The sequence below is a fragment of the Methylobacterium aquaticum genome (genome assembly GCF_016804325.1).
Classification (GTDB): Bacteria; Pseudomonadota; Alphaproteobacteria; order Rhizobiales; family Beijerinckiaceae; genus Methylobacterium; species Methylobacterium aquaticum_C.
In genome coordinates this window covers 66,169-90,946 of sequence record NZ_CP043628.1, presented here as the reverse complement: position 1 = coordinate 90,946, position 24,778 = coordinate 66,169, and the positions used below count along the sequence as shown (strand labels likewise).

The window sequence follows — 24,778 nt, the reverse complement described above, 5'->3', positions numbered from 1 at the left end:
AGAGGCGAGCCGCCGCAATCCCAGGCACGAGCCACCTGCGACATCGGTTCTATGGTGCTGAGTTCGGAGGAAGCGGACACTTCGTTACAACGCGAACAACCGGGGTGACACCAGCTGAACGCACGCACACCTGATAAGGGTCGGCGCCCCTCAAGCATCCGGCGGTGTAGGGGCGCCTCCGCGCGTGGACGGCCCCGCCGGCACCCAACCACGCAACCCTGCACGTCGAACCGATCGACCCGCCGTCGCACGCCCTTCCGGTGCCTACAATGGCCTGTTATGCCGGTCTGGATGTCCTGGCTGCGGTCCCGTTCCATTTGCGCGTGGTTCCTGACACTCGCCCTCGTGGCGGGGTTCGCGCTACATGGCGTGCAGGCCGCGCACACGAAAACCTCTATGCCTGTAGCGGCGATGCAGGCATCGATGCCCGACGGCTGCGGTGGATGCGACGAGGGAGGGAAAGCCTTCGCGACCTGCTCACTGCTGTGCGCCGGTTTTATCGCAGTTGCTCCGGCCAAGGTCGGTCCCCGGATCATCGAGGCCACATTCGCGTATGCGCTCGCGGATGCCGAGGGTGTGAGCCTGCAAGCGCCGCCTGATCCGTTTCCGCCCAAGAGCCCCGCCTTGAGTTTAGGCGCGCCGGGCCATTTGGCACGCTCGTAGCGGCGCTTCTGGCGATTGTCCTTGCGCGGTTTTGTGCCGGGGACCGCGTTGAGGTTGCAGGCCTTCATGGATATCAAGGACAAGATCGATGTCATTCCACCGTGACACGGCTCATGGCCGGCCATCTTCGGCGCAGGGTCGGGCACGAAAACTTACCGTTCGCGCTCCGGCACGTGACCCAGCACTTGGGGCGACAGCCCGCGTTGAAAGCCGCCGTGACTTGGCCACGCAGCTGTCGCGCCAGTGGGCAACTGTAACCATTCAGGCATCCCTCCCGAACTCCGTGGGGAGTGCATGATGATTGCCAGTGAACCAGAACTCAGGAGTCTGATGAGGGCCAGCCTGGAGGGTGATGCGGGCGCGTACCGGACCCTGCTGGACCGGCTCAGCCGGCACCTGCGGGCCTATTACAGGGGCAAGCTGACGCGCATCGGACGGAGCCAAACGGAGGCGGAGGACCTCGTGCAGGACACGCTGATGGCGATCCATACGCGTCGGCATACCTACGACGTGAGCCAGCCGTTCACCCCGTGGGCGCAGGCCATCGCCCGCTACAAGCTGATCGACCACCTACGCCATACACGCGCCTCAATGGCCGATGTGCCTATCGAGGACGCGGGTGACTTCGAGGCGCAGGACGACCATGTCGGTGCCGAGAGCGCGCACGACCTCGACCGCCTCCTGTCGGGCCTTCCGGAGAAGATGCGCCGAGTGATCCGCTTCGTGAAGCTCGATGGATTGAGCGTCGCGGAGGCGGCCAAGCGTTGCGGCATGTCGGAGTCTGCCGTCAAGGTCAGCGTGCATCGCGGCATCAAGGCCATGGCGTCCGGGATCAGCCAAGGAAGAGCACGATGAGAACGAACGAACTGATCGAGATACTCAGCACGAACATTGAGCCGGCCGACCGCCGCCGGTTCATGCGAAGCGTTGGCCTCGCCGCTGCGCTCGGTGCGGGCGCAGCACTTTGTATAGCGCTCCTGGCGCTCGGCATTCGCCCGGATCTCGCCTCGCCCGGCGTTCTTGGCTTTCTCCTGCTGAAGCTCGCCTTCAGCGCCGGCATCGTCGTCCTCGCCGCCTGCCTCCTCGCCAAGGTCGCCCGCCCGGGCGGTGAGGCCCGGACTCCTGTGCTCGCGGCGCTGTTGCCCTTCGGCGCCATCATGGCGCTCGCGGCTCTCAGCCTCGCCTCGGCTCCGAGCGCGCATTGGGACCATATGCTGGTCGGTCACATGTGGCTGGAGTGCCTCGTCTCGATCCCGATCATCGCCCTGGTGCCCTTCGCCGTTCTGGTCTGGGCCGTCCGCCGGTTCGCCGCGCCGACCGACTTGGTCCGCACCGGCGCACTCGTCGGCCTTGTGGCCGGCGGTATCAGCGCGATGGGCTACGCCCTTCACTGCATGGATGACTCCGTCCCCTTTGTGGCGCTCTGGTACGGCGGTACCATCGCATCCTGCACGCTTGCCGGCGCGTTGCTTGGACCACGCCTGCTCCGCTGGTGATCGTCACCCGGCATAAGAGCATGCGCTTAGGGCTTAATAGAACCTGGTTGATACTAATCGAGCGTCGCACCCCAATGCACGAGATCTCTTGCTGCCTGCTGTCTATTAAAATAGATCATACCGCCCCGTTTTGCGTTGGCTCGAACGTGAATTGGTTGTGACGTGCGCTGTCGCGTCAGTGCGGGCGCTTCTTATGCGGCCCGTATCGGCCACAATGGTTCGCCAAGAGTTCCGGCCGGAACTCGTCGGCAACGATCAAGTAGCCTTCGTCCAGGCAGGACGGCTCACCGTGCGGATACGCGTCAGCCTCTCTAGCGAGGCATTCCAGGGCGCACAGCAGGTGATCGGCCACCTTGAATTCGTGCTCAGAGCACGCCTGCCTGAGCAGTGCGAGAAGCGCGGTCCTAAGGGGCGGCCTGCGTGCCGGGTGGTGGGGCATGATTCTCTCCCGTTTGGTTGGCGGGGACTGGCCGCTCGGCTTGGAACAGCCTGCTCGCCACCAGGGCGAGCACGAATTCTATCGCGACGAACAGGAGCAGCGCGGTTCCGAAGCCGCCGCGAAGCATCTCACCGAACACGAGGCTGCCGAGCCCGAAGCCGAGGAACAGCGTGAACACGTTGAGGCCCATCGCCTGCCCCGGTCGGGGGCCGCCGAGCGCGGTGACGATGCCCGCGAACAGCGGCTGCGTCGTGTCGTACCCGAGCGAGAGCACCGTCACGGCCACGACCGCGACGACGAGGGGCACGTCGGGGATCAAGGCCGCTGCCCCGATGGCACTGAGGGCGAGACCGAACGGCAGGAGCCGACCACGACCATGCCGGTCGGCCATGCGGCCGATTACGGGGCCGAATAGGAAGCCTGGAACGCCATAGCCGACGAGCGCCAATCCGATGCCGACAGGCCCGAGACCGTGGCGCTGCTCGAAGTAGAGCCCGAGCCATGTGAAGACACCGGAGTGGAACATCGAGTTCGCCAGCACGAAGCTGTAGGTGCGTGCGCCGCGCGGCGTCCCAAGCAAGCTTCCGTAGCCTCGAAGCAACGCACCGAGGCCCCCTCCAGCCCCTAGAGCGGTACCGACGAGGAGATGGCGGCGGGGGAGCAGGACGAGGAGGATAGACAGCCCAGCGAGCCCCACTGCCAGAAAGAGGCCGCGCCAGCCGACGTAGGGCTCAAGCACCGCCCCGAAGGTCGAGCCGAAGGCCATGCCGCCTGCCATCGCCCCGAACAACCAACCGAGAGGTCGGCCGCGAAGCTCGTAGGGGAACAGCTTGCCGACGAGAGTGAGAGCCAGCGGCACGACGCCTGCGGCTCCCAGACCGGTCACGATGCGCCAGAGCGCGAGTTCTTCCACCGTGCGCGCCGTAGCTGTCAGGGCCGTGAGGATAGCGAAGGCCAGGAGCGAACCGGCCATGATGCGCCCGAGCCCGTAGCGATCAGCCAGCAGGCCGTAGACCAGCGTGGCGGCCCCATAGGGGACGAGGTACGCCGGAACGATCAGCCCCGCATTCTGGGGCGATACCTCGAACGCGGTCGCTAACGTCGGGATGATCGGAGCGACCATGAACGCTTGGAAGAAGATCACGAAGGTGGCCGCCGAGAGCACCCGGAGTAGGCGTTCCCGTGCGATGTCCTGCTGATCCTGCGGTGTTGCAGTCATTATCACCTCTGTCGAGAGTTCATCGCGCCGCGTCTTCAAGCGCGACCATGATAGTACAGTCCATCAACCCGCCTCTACCGGGGCAGAACGAGGTCACGGTTTCCAGCGCAGCGCGCATGCGCTGGAGGTCAGCGATCTTCCGATCCACCTCCTCGATCTTCTGCGCTGCCTGACGGCGGACGTCAGCGCAGTCGGAAGCCGGATCGGCGCGCAGCGACAGGAGCTCCTGCACCTCGCGTAGTGAGAAGCCGATCTGCTGTGCCTGACGGATGAAACGGATGCGCGCGACCATCTCGGCCGGGTAAACGCGATACCCCTCACCCTTCGGTGGTTGCACGATAAGTCCGCGCCGCTCGTAAAAGCGGATCGTCTCGACACTCACGCCTGCTTCGGCGGCGGTTTTCCCGATAGTCAGGTGCTGTATGCTCATGTCCGAACCTTCGTACAGTCCGTACTATGGTACGGAGTCAATGGGGCCGATGAGGGACCTCTCGCTTTCAAGTCGCGCGCTATGGGACCCTCTTAGCTCGACTTTGGCCATCCATGCGGCGTGGCAGAGGGCATAAGCCCAGGGAGCGGGGAAGCGGAAGCGGGGTTTTGTTCGGGCGGACCGACGCAGTGATGTTGCCAAAGTCCGCTCGCGCCAGATCGCACAGCGCACGGCAGCCAGAGCATCGGCGAAGGTCGGACGCGGTTTGGGGTACAGGTCGGACGTAAGCTCTCGGTGACGCTTCCTTTTACCCATATCTAAGGTCAAGCTTGGAGCGTTGCGCGATCGGCGTCGCCCGTGATTGAAGGGCTTCTGAACCCTTGGACGACGAGGTGTTCCATGCCCGTTGCCACACGGTGCTGGTGGGAAGAGGAACTCGCTGGTAGCACTTTCGCCGATGCCCGCCTCGAGCAGCGGCTGCACCGGCTCGTCGGACAGATGGACCGTAGCCTCGGCGCCAGCCTGCCGTTTGCCTGCCAGGACTGGGCCAGCACCAAAGCCGCATACCGTTTCTTTTCCAACGAACGGGTCAGCGAGGCGCAGATCCTGTCGGGTCACTTCGCATCGACACGCGAGCGTGTGCGGGCCAGTGAGGGCCCCGTACTGGTCCTCCAGGATACGACCGAGTTCACGTTCCAGCGCGAGAGCCATGAGGCCGTCGGGATCACCCGCACCGTCAACACTGGGCGCGACAAGGCAGGTCAGGTTCGCATGCACACGCTGTGTGGCCTGCTCATGCATGCCTCGCTCGCGGTGACCACTGACGGCCTGCCGGTCGGGCTTGCGGCGGTAAAGTTCTGGTCGCGGCAGAAGTTCAAGGGCACGAATGCACTCAAGCGCAAGGTCAATCCGACCCGTGTGCCAATCGAGCAGAAAGAGAGCTTCCGCTGGCTGGAGAACCTTCGCCAGTCCACATCTCTGTTTGCCGCGCCGGACCGTTGCGTGCATGTCGGTGACCGCAAGAGCGACATCTACGAATTGTTTTCTCTGGCCCATGACCTCGGCACGCACTTCATCGTGCGCAGCTGCGTAGATCGGCTTGCTGGTGACGGCCAGCACACGATCGCCAACGAGATGGATGAGGTCGCCGTCCAAGGCCTTCATCGGGTCGAGGTTCGCGATCAGCGAGGGCGGCTCGTTACCGCCTCGGTCGAACTCCGCTATCGCCGCATCACGGTTCTACCGCCGATCGGCAAGCAAAAGCGCTATCCCCTGCTATCACTCACCGTCCTGCACGCATGTGAGCCGGAAACGCCGAAGGATCGTCCAGCGATCGATTGGCGGCTGATCACGGACTTGCTCGTGGACAGCCCCGAGCAGGCCGTCGAGAAATTGGACTGGTATGCCCGGCGCTGGAAAATCGAAATAGTCCTTCCGCAAATGACAAAAGCGTCCGCGCTCGCCGTCCGGGCCGATGGGAATCACGTAGCGGATCTCGACCTTGGCCTCGGTCACCACGACCCGGCCGACGAGTAGTTCGATCAATCGGCGGCGCTGCGCGAAGTCGGCGCCGGCTAGACCATCCTAGACGCGACGGCAGAACGCCTCGGCTGATCCCGCCCAGCCGACCAGCTGCGCCTGTCTGTCGACTTGGCCCTCCAACTGCTCGGCCTGCGCCGCCAGAGCCTGCAGGTGCTCCTCCGCCACGCGGCGGCGGCGCTGGTACTCCGGCAACGGGATGATCCCCTGCAGGTAGGCCTCCGTCAGGCGCTCCACCTGCTGCACGAGCCCACGGTGCCCCTTCCGCAGCTGATCGCGCCGGGCCTGCAGATCCTGCGGCAGCCAGCCGCCGCCATGGGCCCGGGCCAGGGCCGCGGCGATCTGCTCGGGCTCGCTCAGCAGGGCACACAGATCCTGCCAGACCAGCGCATCGAGCTGATGGGCCGGCGCGTAGCGCGCCGGGCAGGGCTGCGCGCGGCCGCTGCGGCCCGGATGCCCCTTGGCGCGGCATAGATAGTAGTCGTAGCCGGGATGGATCGTCCGGCACAGGCAGCTCGACTGGCAGACCCCGCAGCTCACCAGGGCGCGCAGCAGGTAGCTATACCGGGTGTTGTGGCGTCGGGCGAAGGCGCGGTTCTGCGCCAGCTTGGCCTGCGCTTGCGCGAACAGCGCGGGGCTGACGAGGGCCGGGACGGTGGCGACCAGCAGCCATTGCTCCGCCGGTACCGGCACCGACGTGGTCGAGGGGCATCCGATCGGATGCGTCGCCGAGCGGCGGATGCGCGGGGGTCGGCTGCGCCACCGGCCGGCGAAGACCTGGCCGGTATAGACCGGGTTCGTCAGCAGGCCGCGCAGCGAGGCCGAACTCCAGTGGGGGCGGCCTGTCGGCGAGGCGATGCCGAGAGCCCGCAGGTGGTTGGCCAGGCCGAACAGGCTGGCCTCCTCCTCGACGTAGCGGGCGAAGACCTGCTGGACCACGGCGCCCTCGGCCGGCTCCAGCCGAACCCCGGCCGGGTCGCGCGGCCGGTCGGGATCGAGCCGATACCCGTAGGGCGCTCGGGTCCAGGGAAGCAGGCTGCCGGCACGCAGGCGCATCTGGCGTCCTCGCCGCATCCGTTCCGCGATCAGCGTGCGCTCGTACTCTGCCACGGCACCGCGGATCTGCAACAGCAGCTGGTCGTGCGGATCCCGCCCGATCGGACGATCGAGGAACGCCACCTCGCATCCGAAGCGTTCGAGTTCCTGCAACACGATCATCATCTGGACGTAGTTGCGCGACAGCCGGTCGGGATCGGTAATCAGAACCCGATCGATCTCGCCAGCGCGCACGGCATCGCGTAGCCGGTCCAGACCAGGCCGGTTCAGCGTCGCTCCACTCTGGCCGTCATCCCGGAAGATGGCGCTGTCGTCCAGGGTGGTGCTCTGTGCTTGCAGATGGACCCGGAGACGGTCGAGCTGCTGATCGATGGTCTGGGCTTGGGCCTGGCGCGCCGTCGAGACCCGCACGTAGACAGCTGTCCTCATGGCTTGCCTCCTCTGCGAGGGGGAAGGCCATTTGCATCGCTGCCGGTGGGGCTTCGGGTGATCCCCAACTCAGAATGAAGCCGTAGGCCCGATCCCACCGCCGGGCTGCGTCCGGCGTGGTCGTGGTCTGACGGCGGATCTGCCAGTGGCGACGCATGGGCACCTCCCCGATCGCTCTCCCGATCGAGATCTGCCCTCTGGCTGGACGCTGTGCAGCCGCGCCGACGCTGCGGCCGACGCCACCACGTCAGGACAAGCTGCGCCGTGCGCACCAGACAAAACCTGTCGTTTGTGATCAGGCCATTGAGGTGTTCCACCACATCCTGAAGACAGGCTGCCGCGCCGAGCATGCGCGGCTGCGCACGGCCGAGCGCTTGGTCAAGCTCATCGCCGTGTACTGCATCCTGGCGTGGCGGGTGTTCTGGACGACCATGATCGGTCGCTCGGCGCCGAAAGCAGACCCGCACCTCGCCGTAACCAACCACGAGATCGCGCTGCTTGACCGACCCGTGCCCGACTTGCCAGCCGGTGAGCGGTCCCTCTTTGCCTACGTGGTGAAGGTTGCGCGCCTCGGCGGCTACCTCGCCCGCTCACGCGATCCGCCGCCCGGCAATCTCGTCATATGGCGTAGCTTTGCACGGCTCGCCGACATTACGCTCGGCGCCACCCTCGCCCAGACATCGCCAGGATGTGGGTAAAAGGAAGGCGCTTACCGGCCGCCATCAGCCTGTTCGGCTTCAACTCGGGCGCGGCGCTCGCCACGGTGGTTGGCGTGCTCATTGAGGTGCCCGTGATGCTCTTGGTCGTGTGGATCGTGAACCGCAGCCAAGGCTGGTACGAGCGCGGCGTGGCATGCAAGGAAGCGGCCCTGAAGCACGCACCGCGAGAGACCTGACGTTGCGACTGCCGGCCGCAACGGCCGCGTGCGACGCCCTGCAGGGGGTCGACGACGCAAAGGGGAACGCATGAACGCCGAGGTCAGGGCGGTGACCGAGCCGGGGGCGACGCGACCGCAGCGTTTCCGCTGGGGAATGAGGGAGGTGTCGGGCGCGCAGTCGGCGAGGCCGCAGCGGGTCGAGGACGCCGACCTGTTCCTCGTGCTGCTGCTCGCCGCCATCGGCGTCACCCTGAACTCGGCCGTCGCCTTCGCGGCCGGCGTGCCGATGGCCTACGCCCTATGGAGGTCGGGGGCACAAAGCCCGAGACCTACGACGTCGTCCTCTTCGGGCCGGAAACCAGAAGCGTCTTCGCTCCGTACCACGGTGCGGAGTTGGCTTGAGACCTGAGCACGGGTCAGGCCGTGCCACGGCAGCTTCGACCTCGGCCGTGCCATCCGGTAGCCTCGATGCGATCTCGATCGTGCAAGGAGGAAGAGGGACCGGATGGCGCGGTTGGAACACCATTCCTGGGGCCAGAGGAACGCTGGGCGGCGACACTGGGTCAAGCCTGCCGTCCAGGCTGCAGCGCGTCGCGTCTTCGTCATGGCCATAGGCGCTATCGTCGCCGGCGCGTGCTGCGGGTTCGTGGCCAGGGAGCTGTTCGAGAGCCGCGTGCTGATGACGCCTTACCTCGCACGCTGAAGCGGCATCATGCTCCCTACGCAGTCCCGCCCAAAGGGGAGAGGGACTCGATGATGCGGCAATCGGCGACCGACCCGCAGCCACACTGCCCGATGACCTCCCGCAGTTCCAAGGCGAGCCTGGTCAGGTCGGCCAGCTTGCGCTCTACGTCCGCGAGATGGGCGCGGGCGATGGTGTCGACCTCGGCGCAGGAGCGCTCCCGGTCGTCGGCCAATGCAAGGAGATCCCGGATCTGGTCCACTGTGAAGCCCAGGGCACGACCGCGGCGGATGAAGCTCAACCGACGCAGGTGCTCGGGACCGTAGAGCCGGTAGTTCCCGCGCGACCGCGCGGGCGCGGGAAGAAGCCCGACCTTCTCGTACCACCGCACCGTCTCCACGCGCGTTCCCGTCGCCTCCGCGAGGCTGCCGATGGTCATGGAAGAGACGCGTGCCATGGCCTTGACCCTATAGTGACTACAGGGTGCATGTAGGTGGCATTCACGATCCGAGCCAGGAGCCCGGCGGACGGAGCGCAACATGAACCTAGCCGCCACTACGGACGCGCCATCTTCTCTCACGAGCCGTGCCCAGGTCCTGCGCTACAGGGTCAGGGGGATGGACTGCCCGACCTGCGCTGGGAAGATCGAAACCGCCGTTTCGCGGCTGCCGGGGGTCGCGGACGTGCGCGTGAACTACGGCAGCCAGTTCCTCGACTTGGCGCTCGACGAGGCCGCGACCCCGAGGTCGGAGCTTGAGGGGCGCATCGAGCGTCTGGGCTACGGCGTCGCTCCGCTGCCGACGGCCGCGGACTTGGCTAAGGCCCAGGCTGAGGGCGGGGCCCTGCCGGCCGAGACCTCGGAGGATGCTGAGCCGCCGCTCTGGCGAAGCCGCAAAGCGCTGCTGGCCATCCTCATCGGCGCCTTGTTCGTTGCCGGCTTCGTCGTCGACCGGGTCGCGCCGGGCCTGACGGGCGAGTACGCTTATTGGCCTGGCGCCCTCGTGGGGCTCGCCTATTATGGCCGCCGCGCGGTCTCGGCGGCGTTCGCCGGCACGCCCTTCTCCATCGAAATGCTGATGTCGGTGGCGACCGCCGGGGCGCTCGCCATCCACGCGGCCGAGGAGGCCGCCATCGTCGTGCTGCTCTTCACGGTCGGCGAGATGCTGGAGGTTGTTGCTGCGGGGCGCGCACGCGCGGGCATCAAGGCGCTCGCAGCCCTGGTGCCGAAGACCGCCCGCCTCGTCGAGGCCGACGGCAGCATCCGGGAGGTATCCGCCGCGTCTCTGGCCATTGGACAGGTCGTCGTGGTGAGGCCGGGCGACCGCGTGCCCGCTGACGGGGTGATCACGGATGGCTCGTCGAGCCTCGACGAGTCCCCCATCACCGGCGAGTCGGTCCCGAAGCCCAAGGAGGTCGGCGACCCGGTCTACGCGGGCAGCGTCAACGCCGACGGTGCGCTCCAAGTCCGGGTCGCTAGGACGGCGGTCGACAACACGGTCGCCCGCATCCTGCACCTCGTCGAGGAGGCGCAGGCCTCGAAGTCGCCTACGGCGCGTTTCATCGACAGGTTCAGCGCGATCTACACGCCCATTGCCTTCGCGTTCGCGGCTGCAGTCGCACTCTTGCCGCCGCTCCTGCTCGGCGCGGATTGGGGCACCTGGGTCTACCGGGGGCTCGCGCTTCTCCTCATCGCCTGCCCCTGCGCCCTGGTGCTCTCGACACCGGCCGCCATCGCGTCCGGGCTGGCCGCCGGGGCCCGGCGCGGGCTTCTCGTGAAGGGCGGTGCGGCGCTCGAGATCATCGGGCGGGTGCGCACGGTGGCGTTCGACAAGACGGGAACCCTGACGGCCGGACGGCCCCGGGTCACCGACATCCTGGCCCTCGCGCCGGATGCGTCCGACCGGTCGGTCCTGGGGTTAGCCGCAGCGGTCGAGAACGGATCGAGCCACCCTATTGCTCGGGCCATCCTCGACCGGGCAACTGAGGACGGGGTGCCGCTGCGGCCGACGCGCGATGCCCGCGCCATTCCCGGCAAGGCGATGCAGGCCACCGTCATGGGCCAGACGGTGCTCGTGGCCTCTCCGCGCCATGCCGCGGAGAGCGTCCGTCTCGGTTCGGCGACCGAACGTGTGGTCGCGGACCTAGAGGCCAGCGGCAAGACGGTGGTCATTGTCATCCGGGGCACCGAGGCGGTAGGCACCATCGCGGTCAGGGACGAACCCCGTGCCGACGCGGCTGCTGGGATCGCGGCCCTGCGGAAGCTGGGCGTGCGGGGCGTGATGCTGACCGGCGACAACCGCCGTACGGGCGAGGCGGTCGCGTCAGAGCTTGGCCTCAATGTGAAGGCCGAGCTCCTTCCCCAGGACAAACTGGCCGAGATCGCGGCTTTGAAGGCGATGGGTCCGGTCGCCATGGTCGGCGACGGCATCAACGATGCGCCTGCCCTAGCCTCCGCTAACGTAGGCATCGCGATGGGCGGCGGCACGGACGCAGCCCTGGAGACGGCGGATGCAGCGGTTTTGAACGACCGGGTGGGCGACGTGGCCGCGCTGATCGCGCTGTCCCGGGCAACCCTGGGCAACATTCGTCAGAACGTCGCCATCGCGCTCGGCCTGAAGGCGGTCTTCCTTGTGACGACCATCGCCGGCATCACCGGCCTGTGGCCCGCCATCCTCGCCGACACTGGGGCGACTGTCTTGGTGACGGCGAACGCGCTCCGTCTCCTGAGGGCTTGATGAGTTCCCCTTCGGCAGGACGGGCGCGCCGCATGGCGACGGTGGCGGCTGTCCTGGCAACCGCCGCGGCCGTCGACCTCGCCGCGAAGGCGATGGCCGAGGCATGGTTGGCCGAGGGTACCGTACGGGGCTTGATACCCTTCATCGACCTGACCCTGTCGTTCAACCGGGGCATCAGCTTCAGCCTGTTCCCGGCGCACGATCCGTCCTCGCTCGCGCTCCTCCTCGGCATCCAGGGCACGCTGACGTGTTTGGTGACTGCGTGGGCCCTGGCCGCGACGGGTTCGCTCGAACGTCTCGGGCTCGCGGCGATAGCGGGCGGGGCCGCGGGGAACTTCGTCGACCGGCTCAGGGACGGGGCCGTCACCGACTACCTCGACCTGCACACGAGCGGCTTCCGCTGGTTCACCTTCAACCTGGCCGACGCCTGGATTTCCATCGGCGTCGTCATGCTGCTCCTCGAAGGCCTGCCCCTGTCGGGGAGGCGTCCCGGTCCCGGGGAGCCGGTCCCGTGAGAACCTCGCCTCCGCCGAACGGCAGCCTCAACAACTTGGCATCAATCCTTCGAGCTCAGGCTCGTGCACCGACCCCAGCGAGGCCGACATGCTGAAGACGACGCTCGGTCTGGCCTTCCTCCTGGCACTGTCCGCCTGCCAGGACGGCCAGTACGCGGCCTCGACCCGCCACTTGGCGCCGATCCCACCCGCGACCATGGCCCTGATGTCGGCAGCGGGTGTCTCGCCAGACGACCCGATCCTGATGCGGGCCTTCAAGAAGGAGTCTGAGATCGAGCTCTGGAAGCGCGGCACCGACGGCAAGTACGCCCTTCTGAAGACCTATCCGATGTGCCGCTGGTCGGGCCAGCTCGGGCCCAAGACCCGGGAGGGCGACCGACAGGCTCCGGAGGGCTTCTACTCGGTGACGCCAGCGTCCATGAACCCAAATTCGAGTCTCTACCTTTCGTTCAACCTCGGGTACCCGAACGAGTATGACCGCTCCCTGGGACGCACGGGCGCGCACCTGATGGTGCACGGCTCCTGCTCGTCGCGTGGCTGCTTCGCGATGACGGACGAGGCGATCTCGGAACTCTATGCCGTGGTACGCGAGGCGTTCGCGGGCGGGCAGCGCGCCGTGCAGTTCCAGTCCTACCCGTTCCGCATGACCCCGGAGAACCTGGCCCGGCACCGGCAGGACCCGAACATCGCGTTCTGGAGAAACCTCAAGGAGGGGTCCGACCGGTTCGAGATTACGAGGGCCGAGCCGGGCGTCAGTGTCGCGGGCGGGCGATACATGTTCGACGCCGGGGGTGACGACCCCGTAGCGGGCGCGGTGGCACGGAAGCAGGCTGACGACGACAGGAAGACCGCCGCCCTGGTGGCTGCAGGGACGCCGGCCGTTCGGCTAGTGTACGAGGACGGCAGCCAACATCGGGCGTTCCGCGAGCCCATGATGGCGACGGGAGCCGGGCTTGGCGAGGTGAGCCGTCCCGAGGCCCTGGCAGCGGACCCGCGCGAGATCGCGATGCCGGCTGCCGGTCTGGTCGTCTCCGCGGACAGGCGGGAGTCTGCTCGTGTTGGAGCGACCCCGAAGGTGGGGACGCCGCCACGGCCTGCGGTCGCGGAGGCGGAGCGGAGGCGCCTTCTGAAGGTTTTCGCCACGGCCAGTGAGGGACGGGATTGAGCGCGCTGCCGCATCCGTTCCGAGCGGTCTGGCGTCGATAGCCATCGATGCCCCCAGTGTCGGCTTTCTAGCAACGTCCGTTGCTGGTGCAGGGTTGTTCCTGCCCCTACGTGCTGCCCCTGGTCCCGGGCCACGTCCCATACGTGGTTGGCCAGTTCGCCGCCCGCAGAGCGCGATAGCCTACGCTCGCTCGGACTGCGCATAATAGCGTGCTTCCGCCTCGGCGGGAGGGGATGTGGCCGATCGTTTCGAGCAGCTTGCGGTTGTTGAACTAATCAGCCCACTCAAGGGTGGCATACTCGACCGACTCGAGCGACTGCCACGAGCCGCGCCGATGGATGACCTCGGCCTTGAACAACACGACGATCGTCTCAGCCAGAGCATTATCGTACGAGTCTCCGACGCTGCCGACGGAGGGCTCGATGCCTGCCTCGGCGAGGCGCTCGGTGCAAAGAATGCTCACGAACTACGATCCGCATTCGGAATGGCAGACAAGGCCGCTGCCGGCGACAGGACGGCGCTCGTGCAGGGCCTGGTCTAGGGCATCGAGCACGACATCTGCCCGGGCTTGACGCGACAGGCGCCAGCCGACGATCCGGCGGGCGAAGACGTGAGTCACGAAGGTCGCGTAGACAAAGCCGCCCCAGGTCGCCACGTAGGTGCAATCCGCGACCCACAGCTTGCTGGAGCATTTGGCCTTGAACTGCTGATTGACCTGGTCGAGCGAGCAGGAGGCGGCCGGATCGGGGACGGGAGTGCGGACCTTGCGCCCCCGAACGGCGCTCTCCAAGCCCATCGCCCGCATCAGCCGACCCACCGTGCAGCGCGCCACCGTGATCCCTTTGCGGGCGAGCTGACGCCAGACCTTCCAGACGCAGTAGATGCCAAAGTTGGCCGCGTACACGCGCCGGATCTCGGCCATGAGCGCCGCATCCCACTTGGGCCGGGTCGGCAACTGCATCAGATCGGCCCGCCGCGTGGCATGGGCGTGGTACGTCGGGGGGATCGGCAAGACCTTGCAGATCAGCTCGACCCCGTAGAGCGCACGATGATCGTCGATGTAGGCGATCGTGACCGGAACCGGCGGTCGAGCTCCGCCTCGGCAAAATACGCTGACGCCTTCTTCAGGATCTCGTGGCCTGCCGCAGTTCGCGGACCTCGCGTTCCAGCGCCTTGCCCCGCCCGCGCTCGTCTGTCGCCGGCCCGGCCCGCATGCCTCGATCGCGTTAGGCCTGTCTGACCCAGTTGCGCAGTGCCTCACCCAAACAGTCGAACTTGGCAGCGATCGAGCGGATCGCTTCATACTGCGAGTCATGCTCGCCTTGGTGCTCCAGGACTATCCGCATCGCGCGCTCTGGGACCTTGGGGGGAGAAGGGTGGGGTATGCTTCGTCATAGCCCCAATTCCTCAAGAGGTGAGTCTCCGACAAACCCGGAGCGGTTCGGTGTTCGCGTGGCCGACAGCTATGGGGTCTGTCCCAGGTACTTTGATCTAATAGGATCTAAGACTATTGAACCTGATGCGATCAAAAAACTAAATGCATATCTGGGTCCTATCTGAAAATTTCCATTATTTCAGACCTTGATGCAACAGATATATGGAAACATCGGCCGATTGATAAAAGTCTTTCCTGGCAATTGGATAGGCGTCAGTGTTCCTTGACATCATCAGGCATACGCATCTCTCGCGTAAGCTACGTAAGAATTGTCCGACACGCCAATCTACCAGGAAGGATCGTTTCTCATAAACACATAGTTCAAGGAATGAGCTTTGTGGATTGACCGTCAACGATCAGGAACGTGTGTGGCTGAGGCCATCGTCCCGCAAGGAGGGTGTCATGACGGCACGATAGACTTCGTGGCTGACAGCAGGCGTGTTCGTATTCGCCGTTCACGTGGCAGTCCTGCTGGGCTCAGCAGGAACGGCACAGGCCCGACCGACCGGCAGCAGCGCCGCGGTAGCCGGCACGAACGAGGGGCTGCAGCAGGTCCGGCACTGGGGCCATCACCATCACGACTGGGGGCACCATCATCACTGGCGTCCGCGCTACCACCATCATCACTGGCGGCACCGTCGCCGGCATTACCACTTCTGAGCTAGTTCGAAACGCAGGCCTCGAAAGAACAAGGGGACCCGTGAGGGTCCCCTTGCACGCACCATCGTCCTGAACGGGACAGGCTCAATCCTCGTGATCATTGTCGTGGTGGTCGTGATGACGCTCGACCCGCACGGTCCCGGTGCGGTCGGTATCGCCATGGTGATGGTGCTCTTCGATCGTTCGACGCTCATGGTGATGATGGTCGTCGTCCTGCACTCGCACGCCGCCGGGGCCGACATCGACGTGCTGGGCGAGGGCTACGGCAGGCATCAGAGCGAGCGCCGCCGCGGCGGCGAAACTGGTCAGGGTTAACTTGGCCATGCATGCTCTCCGATCTGTCTCCAGAAGTGAGCAGGAAACGCCGGATCGCCAGCAAGGTTCACCGAAAAATCCGCTTGGGCGCAAGATGCCCCTCAAGTCAGGCGGCACCATTCGCCCAGATGAACAAGATCTAAACGGATTTCAGGGCATTGAACAACGGTTGTCCACGCCAGTGGCTCTATGTTCGGTTACCGCAACGTCGTCTGCGACCGCATAGTGCGGTAGAGCGCACGAACCGCGTCCATGTAATCTTCGGTGGGATGCGTCTGGCTGTAACTGCGCAGGAACGCCGCCTGCCGAACCAGCGGCAACCACGGCGGGGCTAACTCCAGGCCCTCGTACAGGCCGGGCGGGACACGCATCGAAGATCATAGGCCGGGTCTGGAGCGGAGGCGGCACGCTGGGCAGCTTTATCTGACGGTCGGTGAACGGCGGCCCGCTCGCGTTTGCGATAGGCCCCAATGGTGGCGGACCCGGGTCTCTGCGGCAACGATCGGGCTTCTAGCCCGACCCTGACTATGCGCATCGCCTCCTCCGCAGCAGAGATCAGCAGCTCCTCGGCCCGCGCGATGGCATCCTCCAATGTTGCGCCCCGGACGGACGCCAGCGAACGGCACCGCCTCGCGCGGGGGCTGACCCGGGCTTACGAAGCCGGACTAGATCAGGCTGTTCTTGACCTGCTGCATCAGGTCGATGGCATTGGCGAAGGCGTCGGCCGGCAGGATCAGGCGCTGGCGCAAGACCAGCACCGGTTTGCCGTTGGGGTCGCGCTCGGACGGCGACAGACTCATCAGGTTGACCCGGACGATCGAGCCGGTCACGGTGACCTCGCTGATGCCGTCGGTGTAGATTTCTTGGATCATCGATACCCTCCTCGAGGAAACTCTTTACGCCGCCGCCGAGGGGTTGAAGACGACGTCCACCCAGTAGTTCGTCTTGTTGAAGGTGTTGGTCGGGAACAGGCTCGAGCTGCCATACGCGTAGACGCCGTTGCCGGCCGACGGCGCTGTCAGCGGCCCGTTCGTCACAGCGCTGGCGAAGCCGTCGGCGGTCTGCGAATAGCGCCCGACATTGGTGTGATAGGACGCCGTGTAGGTGGCGCCGGGCGTGAGCGCGACCGGGTTCGAGAAGGTGGCGGTCTGCCAGCCGCTGGCAGACTCGTTGGTGAAGGTGGCCGTCGCGAGCTTCTGGCCGGAGCTCGACCACAGGGTGCCGGTATGGGTGCCGGTATCCTGCGTGCCCTTGTAGAACTTGACCGCGCTGACCGAGCCGGCCGAGGAGGCCTGGAACTGCACGCCGAGCTCGACCGGGTTGAGGTCGTTGGTGTTGGTCGCCGCCGGCGTCGCCGACGAGGAGAACAGGCTGACCGCGCCGGTGCTGGGGGCGAGCACTGTCAGGGCCACGCTCGCCGACGAGGTGCCGCCGCGCCCGTCCGAGATCGCGTAGGTGAAGCCGGCGGCACCCGTGTAATTGGTGGTTGGCGTGAAGGTGATGGTGGAGTTGGTGGTGTTGAGGGAGACGGTGCCGTTGGTGGCGCCACTGACGCTCGTCACGCTCAGCGGATCGCCGTTCGGGTCGGTGTCGTTGGCGAGCAGGGTCGAGGTCGAGAAGGTGACGGCGGTGTTCTTCGTCACCGCCGGGCCGGTGTCGTTGACTGCGGTCGGTGCCTGGTTGGTGGCGTTGCTGTTCGGGTTGAAGACGACGTCGACCCAGTAATTGGTGTTCTGGTAGGTGTTGGTCGGGAACAGGCTGGAGCTGCCGTAGGCGTAGACGCCGTTGCCGGTGGACGGTGCGGTGAGCGGCCCGTTCGTCACCGCGCTCGCGAAGCCGTTGGCGGTGGTCGAGTAGCGGCCGGCATTGGTGTGGTAAGAGGCGGTGTAGGTCGCGCCGGGCGTCAGCGTCACCGGGTTCGAGAAGGTGGCGGTCTGCCAGCCGCTGGCAGACTCGTTGGTGAAGGTGGCCGTCGCGAGCTTCTGGCCGGAGCTCGACCACAGGGTGCCGGTATGGGTGCCGGTATCCTGCGTGCCCTTGTAGAACTTGACCGCGCTGACCGAGCCGGCCGAGGAGGCCTGGAACTGCACGCCGAGCTCGACCGGGCTGGTGTCGTTGGTGTTGGTCGCCGCCGGCGTCGCCGAGGACGAGAACAGGCTCACCGGGGCGGTGCCGGGTGCTGAGACGGTCAGCGCCACGCTCGCCGACGATGTGCCGCCGCGCCCGTCCGAGATCGCGTAGGTGAAGCCGGCCTGGCCCGTGTAGCCGGTGGTCGGCGTGAAGGTGATCGTGGAATTGGTGGTGTTGAGCGCCACGGTGCCGTTGGTCGCCCCGCTCACTCTCGTCACCGTCAGGGTGTCGCCGTTCGGGTCAGTGTCGTTGGCAAGAAGCGTCGAGGCCGCGAAGGTGACGGCGGTGTCTTTCGTCACCGCGGGGCCGGTGTCGTCGACGGCGGTCGGCGCCTGGTTGGCGGCGGTGCCGCTCGGGTTGAAGACGACGTCGACCCAGTAATTGGTGTTCTGGTAGGTGTTGGTCGGGAACAGGCTGGAGCTGCCGTAGGCGTAGACGCCGTTGCCAAAGGACGGCGCGGTCAGCGGCCCGTTCGTCACCGCGTTGGCGAAGCCGTTGGCGGTGCTCGAGTAGCGGCCGGTATCGGTGTGGTAGGAGGCGGTGTAGGTCGCACCCGCCGTCAGTGCGACCGGGTTGGAGAAGGTGGCGGTCTGCCAGCCGCTCGCGGTCTCGTTGGTGAAGGTGGCGGTGGCCAGTGCCTGGCCGGTGCTCGACCACAGCGCGCCAGTATGGGTGCCGGTGTTCTGGCTGCCCTTGTAGAATTTGATCGCGCTGACCGTGCCGGAGCTGGAGGCCTGGAACTTCACCCCGAGCTCGACCGAACCAGTGTCACTCTCGTTGGCGACTGCCGGCGTCGCCGAGGACGGGAACAGGCTGACAGGCGTAGTACCCGGCGCAGACACCGTCAGCGCCACGTTGGCCGAGGCCGTGCCGCCGCGCCCGTCCGAGATCGTGTAGGCGAAGCTGGCGGGTCCCGTGTAGCCGGTGGTCGGCGTGAAGGTGATCGTGCCGGCCTGGCTGTTGAGCGAGACAGTGCCGTTGGTGGCGCCGCTCACGCTCGTCACCGTCAGCGGATCGCCGTTCGGGTCGGTGTCGTTGGCAATGAGGGCAGAGGTCGCGATGGTCGTGGCGGTGTCTTTCGTCACCGATAGGCCGCTGTCGTTGACGGCGGTCGGGGCCTGGTTCGTCGTGGTGCCGCCGGCATTGAATAGCACGTCGACCCAGAAATTGGTGTTGTTGAAGCTCTGAGTCGGGAACTGGCTCTGGGTGCTGTAGACGAAGACACCGTTGTTGGCAGTGAGCGGGCCGCTGGTGACGTTGCCGGTGAAGTAGTTCACGTCGCTCGAATAGTGCCCGAGCGTCGAGTAGTACGAGGCGGTGTAGGTCGTGCCCTCGGTGATCGGGACCGGGTTCGAGAAGGTCGCGGTCTGCCAGCCGTCCGTGGTCTCGTTGGTGAAGGTCACGGTGGCGAGCTTCTGGCCGGTGCTCGACCACAGCGTGCCAACATGGACCCCGCGATCCTGATTGCTCTTGTAGAAGCGGATACCGCTGACCGTGCCGGCGGTGGAACTCTGGAACTTCACGCCGAGCTCGACTGCCGTGCTGTCGACGGTGTTGGTGACCGTAGGCCTGGCCGAGCCTGGGAAGAGGGTAAGGGCGGGGGAAGCCGTCACCGTCAGGCTGCGCCCGGCCAACGGCGTCTCCAGGTTGACGCTGTCGTCGGTCGCCCGGGTGCGGATCTGGTAGGTCCCGGCGACCTGCGGCGCGAACGTGTAGCTCCAGCTCTCGTCACCGGTGGCGGTGCGCCAGGTGGTGCCGTTGTCGGTCGAGACCTCGACGCCCGCGACCACGCCGCCACCGGCATCACTGGCGGTGCCGGTGATCGTGACCGGGGTGAAGGCCGTTACGCTCGACCCCGTGGTCGGCGTCGTGACGGTCGAGGTCGGCGCGGTGCGGTCGGTCGAGGCGGTGGCGGGAGTCAGGTCCGAGTCGAGGGTGCCCGGCTGCACGCCCATATCGGCGAGCAGGTTGACCATCGCCTGCTGGATCCGGGGATCGGTCGGCGTCGCCTCGTTGTCGTGGTTGGCCGACAGACCCCAGGACCAATAGACGGTGCCGGCGCCGAAGACGAGGGCGCCGCTCGGGGCGCGGTAGAGCGTCAGGCTGTGGGTCGCCGTGCCCTTGCCGGTGGTGTTGCCGTAATCCTGGAGATAGGTCGTCTGGTCGAGGGTGGTCGAGGACAGGCGCACCAGCCCGGCAGGAGCCGAGGCGTCATCGGGCGCCTCGTCCCACTCGTAGCCGAGATAGTTCTTGTTGAGCGAGGCGGTCTGGCCCGGCTGCAGGCCGGCGACGCTGGTATTGCGCCAGAAGCGCTGGTTGGCGTCGTCGTACGGCACCGTGATGGTGTCGAGCACGTACGAGTCGACTTTGAACATCGTGCCCATCAGGGCATTCTCGGGATCGTTGTTGCCGACCGTCCCGGCGGGTCCACGGGGATCGCGCCAGGTGCCGGTCCACTGATTGGTCGGATCGAGGTTCTGGTTGGCGCCCCAGGTCTCCTTGTACGAGACCAATGTGCGGTACGGCGTGGCGTCGCTGCTGATGCTGTTTGAATACCGCGTGCGCCAGTAGACCTCGTTGCCGCTCCAGAACGCCAGGTTGACGCCGGCGTCCCGTGCCGCCTCGACGTTGTCGCGCTGCGCTCCTGACCAATACTCGTCGTGACCGACATTGAGATACATCTTGTGGTTCTTGATCAGACCACCGTTACGGTCGGCGTCGATGCCCGACATGTACGAGACGTCATAGCCGTTCTGCTCTAGCCACATGATTGCCGGGAACTCGGCGCCGTAGATGTAGTCCTGGGGCCCCGCTGCGAGGCCGCCGCCACGGGTGGTGATCGGCCGGTTGTAGCTCACCGCGTAGGCGCGCCCCTGGCCCTGGCCGGTGGCCGGGCCGTTGCCGCCGTAGAGATTGGCCCCACCCCAAGGGTTGTAGGCCTGCCAAGTCGTGTCGGCCGTCTGAAAGATGATGTCGCTTGTGCTACTGTCATCACGGACGATGAACGGGATCTCGTTCTCGCCCGCTGTGCCGTCCTGGCGCGTCAGCTTGGCGATGTAGACGCCCGAGACAGCGTCCGTCGGCACGGTCCATGACGCTGAGACCGACCAGTTGCCGGCGTCGACCATCCCGGTCGCCGCGTCGCGCAACGGGGTCGGCTGTGTCTGCAGCCCAGTATGCTGGATCGTGTCGATCTTGCGCGCGCCAAGGCCGCCGTAATAGCCGAGCCGGTAGATGTCGATCCGATAATTCGTCGAGTCGGTGTTGATCTTGAAAGTGGTCGTCTTGCCGACGTTCACGCTGATGTCCGTGGCGAAACCTTCGATGTTCGAACTACCCGCGCCATCAATGCCCCACTCGCTAACCGGATTGCCGATTTTCTGGTTCTCGAGGATGATCTTGTTGGTTGTCGTAGCGGTGGCACTAAATGACAGGGAATTGGCGGTCAGTCCGGGCGTGCGCACTGGCGCGACTGCGGTCCTGATGGGGCCGCTCAGGGATGGGATGAGGACCCGACCGTTGGCAAGAACACCGGTCTCGGCGCCACCAGGGATCTGCGTGGTGATGCCGGCGGGCGCCCCACTGCCGCTTCCGGGTAGTTGGCCGTTCGACGACAGGATGCTACCAGCCTCCAATTCTAGAGGCCGCAGCGGGCAATTGACGTAGCCGCAGGTCCCACAGCAGGCCACGGCGTTGGTCTGGACCGCGGCACCCGAGGCGATTGTCTCGAGAATGCTCGGATAGCCTCCGGCGTTGGACGGCGATACGACGTTGGGGTTGGGCGCGCTCGATCCAACCGGGGCCGCGCCGGCAGCGGGCAGGGCGGCTGCCAGTATGACGCTCTCCGCTCCCGCCAGCGAGTTGATCGAAGCTGCCTCCGGCATGGAAGAGGACGGGGCCGAGAACGACTTATCTGCGAGATTGGCGGACCGGATCACGAGATCCTCATCCGGCACCTCGAACTTTCCGGGCCCCGTAACAGCCGCGATGGGGGCCAGGGTGGCAGGGCCGAAGTGTCGAAAATTACCGGCGCCTGCGTCTGCCACCCGACGCCATGGCGGATCGCTCAGCAGGAACAAGGAGGGCGTAGAAGGGATACTAACGTCGGCAGCTGGATCAACTTCATCGTTGACATCACTGACGTTCTTCTGGCGAGAGATAAAGAGATGGCGCCCCATCTGCCTGAGATCGGACAAGAACCGAAAGCGACTGGGCACGGGCGAGAATGCGTCGCGGCTGTTTGACGGCATGATGCTGGACCTCGACAAGAGGGACGGCGCGCGATGAGACCGTCACCGCAGCCGGGGCCCGGCGCGCCGGCTTCCATCGTCCGGGAGTATTCGTTCCCAGTTCGGTTTCTCATTGGTTTCTGACTGGCTCCGCAATTTATTACAAGCTCAACAATTAATATTGATGTTCGTCTATTAGATATTCAACATCTATCTTATTCCATACTTATGTGCTTACAGCGCTTAGTTCGCAAGATGGATTGCTTCGGTCTTTAGCAGTACAACCTCTCATCCTGCAGGTGAGCGAGAAGCTGACGAAATTGTTCCTGGGCCGCGGTGTCGCGCTTTTGTTCGTCGAAGCCGTGCTCGAACATAGGCAGGAGCTTGCTCGTCGCGCGCTCCATCGCTGAGCCCTCCCAGAGGATCAATACCTCGCGGTCGGTCAGGTCCTTGAGGAAATACCAAAGCGCCAACATGACGGTCAGCGCCGGTCGCTCACCCCAGTTTGCGATCACGCCCTTACCGATGAGCTCGATCCGGCGCAGGAGGGCGTGCTTCTTTCTCGGGATCAAATCGTCGAGCAGTTCGAGGCAGGCGAAATGCAGGTCGGTGCGCAACGCTGCGACGTCGGCTTCGGCCCTTACCGCGTGATCGGGGTCGCTTGGGACGAACACACCCGCTCCAGCGGTCAGCGCGTAGAGAAGGTAGGCTGGAATTGCGAGTTCGACGTGTTGGCGATCGGAAAGAGTGGGCGTCAAATAGTCATTTGTCTGGAGGGATCGTAGTTGGCAGAACTAAGCCGGCGCTCCCGTTCATCTCTCGAGTTCGGATGTAGTGAGATCCAAAGCCATACAAGATAACTGCCCCATAGCGGAAACAACATCATTGGCGAAAATGGCAAACTCGCTTTTGACAAGAAAGTCGGCAATTCGCTGTCGTAGAAATGGGGAGAACCACATCAATTATTTTAGTCGTAAATATTTATTTTATCATACTGTCAGTGAGCGTATGCAAGGCAATAAATTTGCATATCAAATAAAATCTCATCTTTACAATTTACGATTGATGGAAGTTGTTAATACTTAAAAATAGGAACAATGTCATCAGTAAAAATATCATACCCGCTATTATGGTCGAAAATTTCCTATTTGCATTTTCTAATATATGACGTCGGACACGCCGACGTCCTTTGGGGGCATGTTGTGTCGGGTAATGCTGACGCCCTAGCTTCTTGCCAGACATGGAATTTAGACCGGCAACACTGAGGCTTCTGATGCAAGTTGCTCATCTTCAATCTGAACGGTGACGTGATCAATGTTATATCGCACCTTCATAATAGAACGAATTGACCGAACCAAATTAGGACCGGATGTTACATCGTTCACGACGACGTGACACGTCATGGCATTGAAGCCTGACGTCAATGTCCAAGCATGCAAGTCATAGGCCCGGATCACGTTCGGCATTGTCTCAATTTGGGTCTTAAGGACGGCAAGGTCGAGGCCTGGGGGCGTTCCCTCCAAAAGGATGTGCAACGCTTCGCTGAGAAGCCGCCATGTCCGTGGGACGATGAACAGGCCAATAACCGCTCCGACAACCGGATCGACCCAGCGCCAACCAGTCCCCATTACCACAAGCGCCGCGACGATGACACCAATCGAGCCCAGCATGTCAGAGAAGACCTCGAAGTAGGCCCCCTTCACGTTGAGGCTCTCGGATGAGCCACCCGCCAGCAGTTTCATGCTGGCGAGGTTTACGCCGAGGCCGACGAACGCCACCAGCATCATCGGCCAGCCAAGGATCTCGTTGGGCTCCACGAAGCGACGATAAGCCTCGTAGAGGATGTAGGCTGTCACCCCGAGCAGCACCACGGCATTGGCGAGCGCCGCTAAAATCTCGAAGCGTAGGTAGCCGAAGCTTTTGCCCGACGTCGGCGCCTTGCTCGCGTAATGGATGGCAAGCAGCGACAGGGCGAGACCGCCGGCGTCGGTCACCATGTGTGCGGCATCGGCCAGCAGCGCGAGACTGCCGGTGAGCAGGCCGCCAATGACCTCAGCCAACATGTAGCTTAGGGTCAGGGCCAGCGCCCAGGAGAGGCGCGCCCTGTTCCTCGCTGCAGCCGAGCCCGATGGAATGCTGGCGCCGTGCGCGTGTCCGTGTCCCATAATCGCCTTTGACCCCCTTGTGATGACGGCCGATACAGCCAGATATTTCAGGGACTGTCGGTGCCGATTAAATCAGCCATGTGCGTACCGGCGGGGTGCCCGGTCTCGGTACGATGGGTCTTGGAGCAGGCCGCGTAATCAGGACCGAAGGATGTCATGACGAGTTCGCGGTGACCGCCCGCAACCTCTCGGCTTGCCAGAAGCGCGCGGCCGCCAGGCCAGACCTCCGAGTCGGAAGTCGCCCCCGAGCCGGACTCCCCATATCGACGAACACCTTCGGCATGAATGGCCTGACGTGTCCTCTCAAGGGTTGCGCCGGCCATCGGCAGCCCGACCCAGACTACCTGCTGAAGACCTTCGTCCCGGCAGACCACCAAGATCACCTCGGACGTTGCAGGTCCGGTGGCTGGATCCCAACCGCGGGGGTAGAACAGCGCAGTCAGGTTCGCCTCGCGTTCGATGTTGCTTGGGCGCGGCACCTTGGTGGTTGGCCCCCAAGCGAAGCCGAACGGTGCCTCGGCCACAGGTGCTTCAGCCGCATCGGCGCCTGCAATGTGCAGGCGTGCGGCAACTGCGATCATCCCGAGCCATCTGGCACA

19 protein-coding genes, 2 pseudogenes and 1 other annotated feature are annotated in these 24,778 nt (G+C 65.0%); of the genes and pseudogenes, 10 read left to right on the top strand and 11 right to left on the bottom strand.

The window, feature by feature from the left end; all coding sequences use genetic code 11:
- The first annotated feature begins 279 nt into the window (after positions 1–279).
- The 3 genes from F1D61_RS32735 (at position 280) to F1D61_RS32725 (ending at position 2,159) form a co-directional block, all read left to right on the top strand.
- Positions 280–663 carry a hypothetical protein gene (locus F1D61_RS32735; protein ID WP_203159420.1) on the top strand — a complete coding sequence of 128 codons (384 nt, stop codon included), beginning with the start codon at positions 280–282 and terminating at the stop codon, positions 661–663.
- A 297-nt stretch (positions 664–960) separates the two neighbouring features.
- The gene (locus F1D61_RS32730) at positions 961–1,518 is read left to right on the top strand and encodes a sigma-70 family RNA polymerase sigma factor (RefSeq protein ID WP_203159502.1); all 558 of its coding nucleotides are present in this window, start codon (positions 961–963) and stop codon (positions 1,516–1,518) included.
- A complete protein-coding gene (locus F1D61_RS32725) occupies positions 1,515–2,159 on the top strand; it encodes an NrsF family protein (RefSeq protein WP_203159419.1) in 645 nt (214 codons plus the stop codon). The genes F1D61_RS32730 and F1D61_RS32725 overlap by 4 nt, the downstream gene beginning before the upstream one ends.
- A gap of 404 nt (positions 2,160–2,563) precedes the next feature.
- Here F1D61_RS32725 and F1D61_RS32720 read toward each other — a convergent pair whose 3' ends face one another.
- Positions 2,564–3,817 (bottom strand): MFS transporter, encoded by a 1,254-nt coding sequence (locus tag F1D61_RS32720; RefSeq protein WP_203159418.1) that lies wholly within the window; start codon positions 3,815–3,817, stop codon positions 2,564–2,566.
- 19 nt (positions 3,818–3,836) lie between these two features.
- Positions 3,837–4,247: a MerR family transcriptional regulator gene (locus F1D61_RS32715; protein WP_203159417.1), complete on the bottom strand. Its 411-nt coding sequence runs from the start codon at positions 4,245–4,247 to the stop codon at positions 3,837–3,839.
- A 399-nt stretch (positions 4,248–4,646) separates the two neighbouring features.
- Between F1D61_RS32715 and F1D61_RS34655 the strand changes: the two genes are divergently transcribed.
- On the top strand, positions 4,647–5,783 hold the full coding sequence (locus tag F1D61_RS34655) for an IS4 family transposase (RefSeq protein WP_246776033.1): 1,137 nt from the start codon (positions 4,647–4,649) through the stop codon (positions 5,781–5,783).
- Positions 5,784–5,831: 48 nt separating this feature from the next.
- On the opposite strand, the gene F1D61_RS32710 is transcribed toward F1D61_RS34655, so the two are convergent.
- On the bottom strand, positions 5,832–7,271 hold the full coding sequence (locus tag F1D61_RS32710; protein WP_246776032.1) for a recombinase family protein: 1,440 nt from the start codon (positions 7,269–7,271) through the stop codon (positions 5,832–5,834).
- 155 nt (positions 7,272–7,426) lie between these two features.
- Between F1D61_RS32710 and F1D61_RS32705 the strand changes: the two genes are divergently transcribed.
- From F1D61_RS32705 to F1D61_RS35180, 3 genes and pseudogenes are all read left to right on the top strand, one after another.
- Positions 7,427–7,969, top strand: a complete 543-nt coding sequence (locus tag F1D61_RS32705) for a hypothetical protein (protein WP_203159416.1) — start codon at positions 7,427–7,429, stop codon at positions 7,967–7,969.
- A gap of 17 nt (positions 7,970–7,986) precedes the next feature.
- Positions 7,987–8,166: pseudogene (locus tag F1D61_RS32700) on the top strand (arsenical-resistance protein); the annotation flags it as partial.
- A gap of 70 nt (positions 8,167–8,236) precedes the next feature.
- On the top strand, positions 8,237–8,557 hold the full coding sequence (locus F1D61_RS35180) for a hypothetical protein (RefSeq protein WP_203159415.1): 321 nt from the start codon (positions 8,237–8,239) through the stop codon (positions 8,555–8,557).
- Positions 8,558–8,867: 310 nt separating this feature from the next.
- On the opposite strand, the gene F1D61_RS32690 is transcribed toward F1D61_RS35180, so the two are convergent.
- Positions 8,868–9,269: a MerR family transcriptional regulator gene (locus F1D61_RS32690; protein ID WP_203159414.1), complete on the bottom strand. Its 402-nt coding sequence runs from the start codon at positions 9,267–9,269 to the stop codon at positions 8,868–8,870.
- A 100-nt stretch (positions 9,270–9,369) separates the two neighbouring features.
- Here F1D61_RS32690 and F1D61_RS32685 point away from each other — a divergent pair, with 100 nt between their 5' ends.
- The 3 genes from F1D61_RS32685 to F1D61_RS32675 all read left to right on the top strand — a co-directional run bounded on the left by F1D61_RS32685 (position 9,370) and on the right by F1D61_RS32675 (position 13,245).
- Positions 9,370–11,565 (top strand): heavy metal translocating P-type ATPase, encoded by a 2,196-nt coding sequence (locus F1D61_RS32685; protein ID WP_203159413.1) that lies wholly within the window; start codon positions 9,370–9,372, stop codon positions 11,563–11,565.
- 32 nt (positions 11,566–11,597) lie between these two features.
- Positions 11,598–12,080, top strand: coding sequence for a signal peptidase II (lspA, locus tag F1D61_RS32680; protein WP_428914658.1), 483 nt, complete (start codon positions 11,598–11,600; stop codon positions 12,078–12,080).
- Between the two features lie 88 nt (positions 12,081–12,168).
- Positions 12,169–13,245: a L,D-transpeptidase family protein gene (locus F1D61_RS32675; RefSeq protein ID WP_203159411.1), complete on the top strand. Its 1,077-nt coding sequence runs from the start codon at positions 12,169–12,171 to the stop codon at positions 13,243–13,245.
- Between the two features lie 180 nt (positions 13,246–13,425).
- Here the strand turns inward: F1D61_RS32675 and F1D61_RS32670 are convergent.
- The 7 genes and pseudogenes from F1D61_RS32670 to F1D61_RS32640 all read right to left on the bottom strand — a co-directional run bounded on the left by F1D61_RS32670 (position 13,426) and on the right by F1D61_RS32640 (position 24,760).
- Positions 13,426–14,591 (bottom strand): annotated as a pseudogene (locus F1D61_RS32670) (IS3 family transposase).
- Positions 14,243–14,359 (bottom strand) — a sequence feature (AL1L pseudoknot). Its footprint overlaps the pseudogene before it by 117 nt.
- An 833-nt stretch (positions 14,592–15,424) precedes the next feature.
- Complete coding sequence (locus tag F1D61_RS32665; RefSeq protein WP_203159410.1) at positions 15,425–15,664, bottom strand: hypothetical protein; 240 nt, start codon at positions 15,662–15,664, stop codon at positions 15,425–15,427.
- A gap of 656 nt (positions 15,665–16,320) precedes the next feature.
- Complete coding sequence (locus tag F1D61_RS32660) at positions 16,321–16,527, bottom strand: hypothetical protein (protein WP_203159409.1); 207 nt, start codon at positions 16,525–16,527, stop codon at positions 16,321–16,323.
- A gap of 24 nt (positions 16,528–16,551) precedes the next feature.
- On the bottom strand, positions 16,552–21,669 hold the full coding sequence (locus F1D61_RS32655) for a DUF4082 domain-containing protein (RefSeq protein WP_432443342.1): 5,118 nt from the start codon (positions 21,667–21,669) through the stop codon (positions 16,552–16,554).
- A gap of 617 nt (positions 21,670–22,286) precedes the next feature.
- Positions 22,287–22,772 (bottom strand): hypothetical protein, encoded by a 486-nt coding sequence (locus F1D61_RS32650; RefSeq protein ID WP_246776048.1) that lies wholly within the window; start codon positions 22,770–22,772, stop codon positions 22,287–22,289.
- A gap of 489 nt (positions 22,773–23,261) precedes the next feature.
- Positions 23,262–24,179: a cation diffusion facilitator family transporter gene (locus F1D61_RS32645; protein ID WP_203159494.1), complete on the bottom strand. Its 918-nt coding sequence runs from the start codon at positions 24,177–24,179 to the stop codon at positions 23,262–23,264.
- A 47-nt stretch (positions 24,180–24,226) separates the two neighbouring features.
- Positions 24,227–24,760: a threonyl-trna synthetase gene (locus F1D61_RS32640; RefSeq protein WP_203159492.1), complete on the bottom strand. Its 534-nt coding sequence runs from the start codon at positions 24,758–24,760 to the stop codon at positions 24,227–24,229.
- Positions 24,761–24,778: the final 18 nt, after the last annotated feature.

Coding starts and splice junctions, on each gene's coding strand:
- F1D61_RS32685 (WP_203159413.1), top strand. CDS start 9,370: ATGAACCTAGCCGCCACTACGGACGCGCCATCTTCTCTCACGAGCCGT.
- F1D61_RS32690 (WP_203159414.1), bottom strand. CDS start 9,269: ATGACCATCGGCAGCCTCGCGGAGGCGACGGGAACGCGCGTGGAGACG.
- F1D61_RS32715 (WP_203159417.1), bottom strand. CDS start 4,247: ATGAGCATACAGCACCTGACTATCGGGAAAACCGCCGCCGAAGCAGGC.
- lspA (WP_428914658.1), top strand. CDS start 11,598: ATGGCGACGGTGGCGGCTGTCCTGGCAACCGCCGCGGCCGTCGACCTC.
- F1D61_RS32720 (WP_203159418.1), bottom strand. CDS start 3,817: ATGACTGCAACACCGCAGGATCAGCAGGACATCGCACGGGAACGCCTA.
- F1D61_RS32675 (WP_203159411.1), top strand. CDS start 12,169: ATGCTGAAGACGACGCTCGGTCTGGCCTTCCTCCTGGCACTGTCCGCC.
- F1D61_RS32710 (WP_246776032.1), bottom strand. CDS start 7,271: ATGAGGACAGCTGTCTACGTGCGGGTCTCGACGGCGCGCCAGGCCCAA.
- F1D61_RS32645 (WP_203159494.1), bottom strand. CDS start 24,179: ATGGGACACGGACACGCGCACGGCGCCAGCATTCCATCGGGCTCGGCT.
- F1D61_RS32640 (WP_203159492.1), bottom strand. CDS start 24,760: ATGATCGCAGTTGCCGCACGCCTGCACATTGCAGGCGCCGATGCGGCT.
- F1D61_RS32665 (WP_203159410.1), bottom strand. CDS start 15,664: ATGGCCAAGTTAACCCTGACCAGTTTCGCCGCCGCGGCGGCGCTCGCT.
- F1D61_RS32725 (WP_203159419.1), top strand. CDS start 1,515: ATGAGAACGAACGAACTGATCGAGATACTCAGCACGAACATTGAGCCG.
- F1D61_RS32655 (WP_432443342.1), bottom strand. CDS start 21,669: ATGCCGGAGGCAGCTTCGATCAACTCGCTGGCGGGAGCGGAGAGCGTC.
- F1D61_RS32660 (WP_203159409.1), bottom strand. CDS start 16,527: ATGATCCAAGAAATCTACACCGACGGCATCAGCGAGGTCACCGTGACC.
- F1D61_RS32735 (WP_203159420.1), top strand. CDS start 280: ATGCCGGTCTGGATGTCCTGGCTGCGGTCCCGTTCCATTTGCGCGTGG.
- F1D61_RS32705 (WP_203159416.1), top strand. CDS start 7,427: ATGGGCACCTCCCCGATCGCTCTCCCGATCGAGATCTGCCCTCTGGCT.
- F1D61_RS34655 (WP_246776033.1), top strand. CDS start 4,647: ATGCCCGTTGCCACACGGTGCTGGTGGGAAGAGGAACTCGCTGGTAGC.
- F1D61_RS35180 (WP_203159415.1), top strand. CDS start 8,237: ATGAACGCCGAGGTCAGGGCGGTGACCGAGCCGGGGGCGACGCGACCG.
- F1D61_RS32730 (WP_203159502.1), top strand. CDS start 961: ATGATTGCCAGTGAACCAGAACTCAGGAGTCTGATGAGGGCCAGCCTG.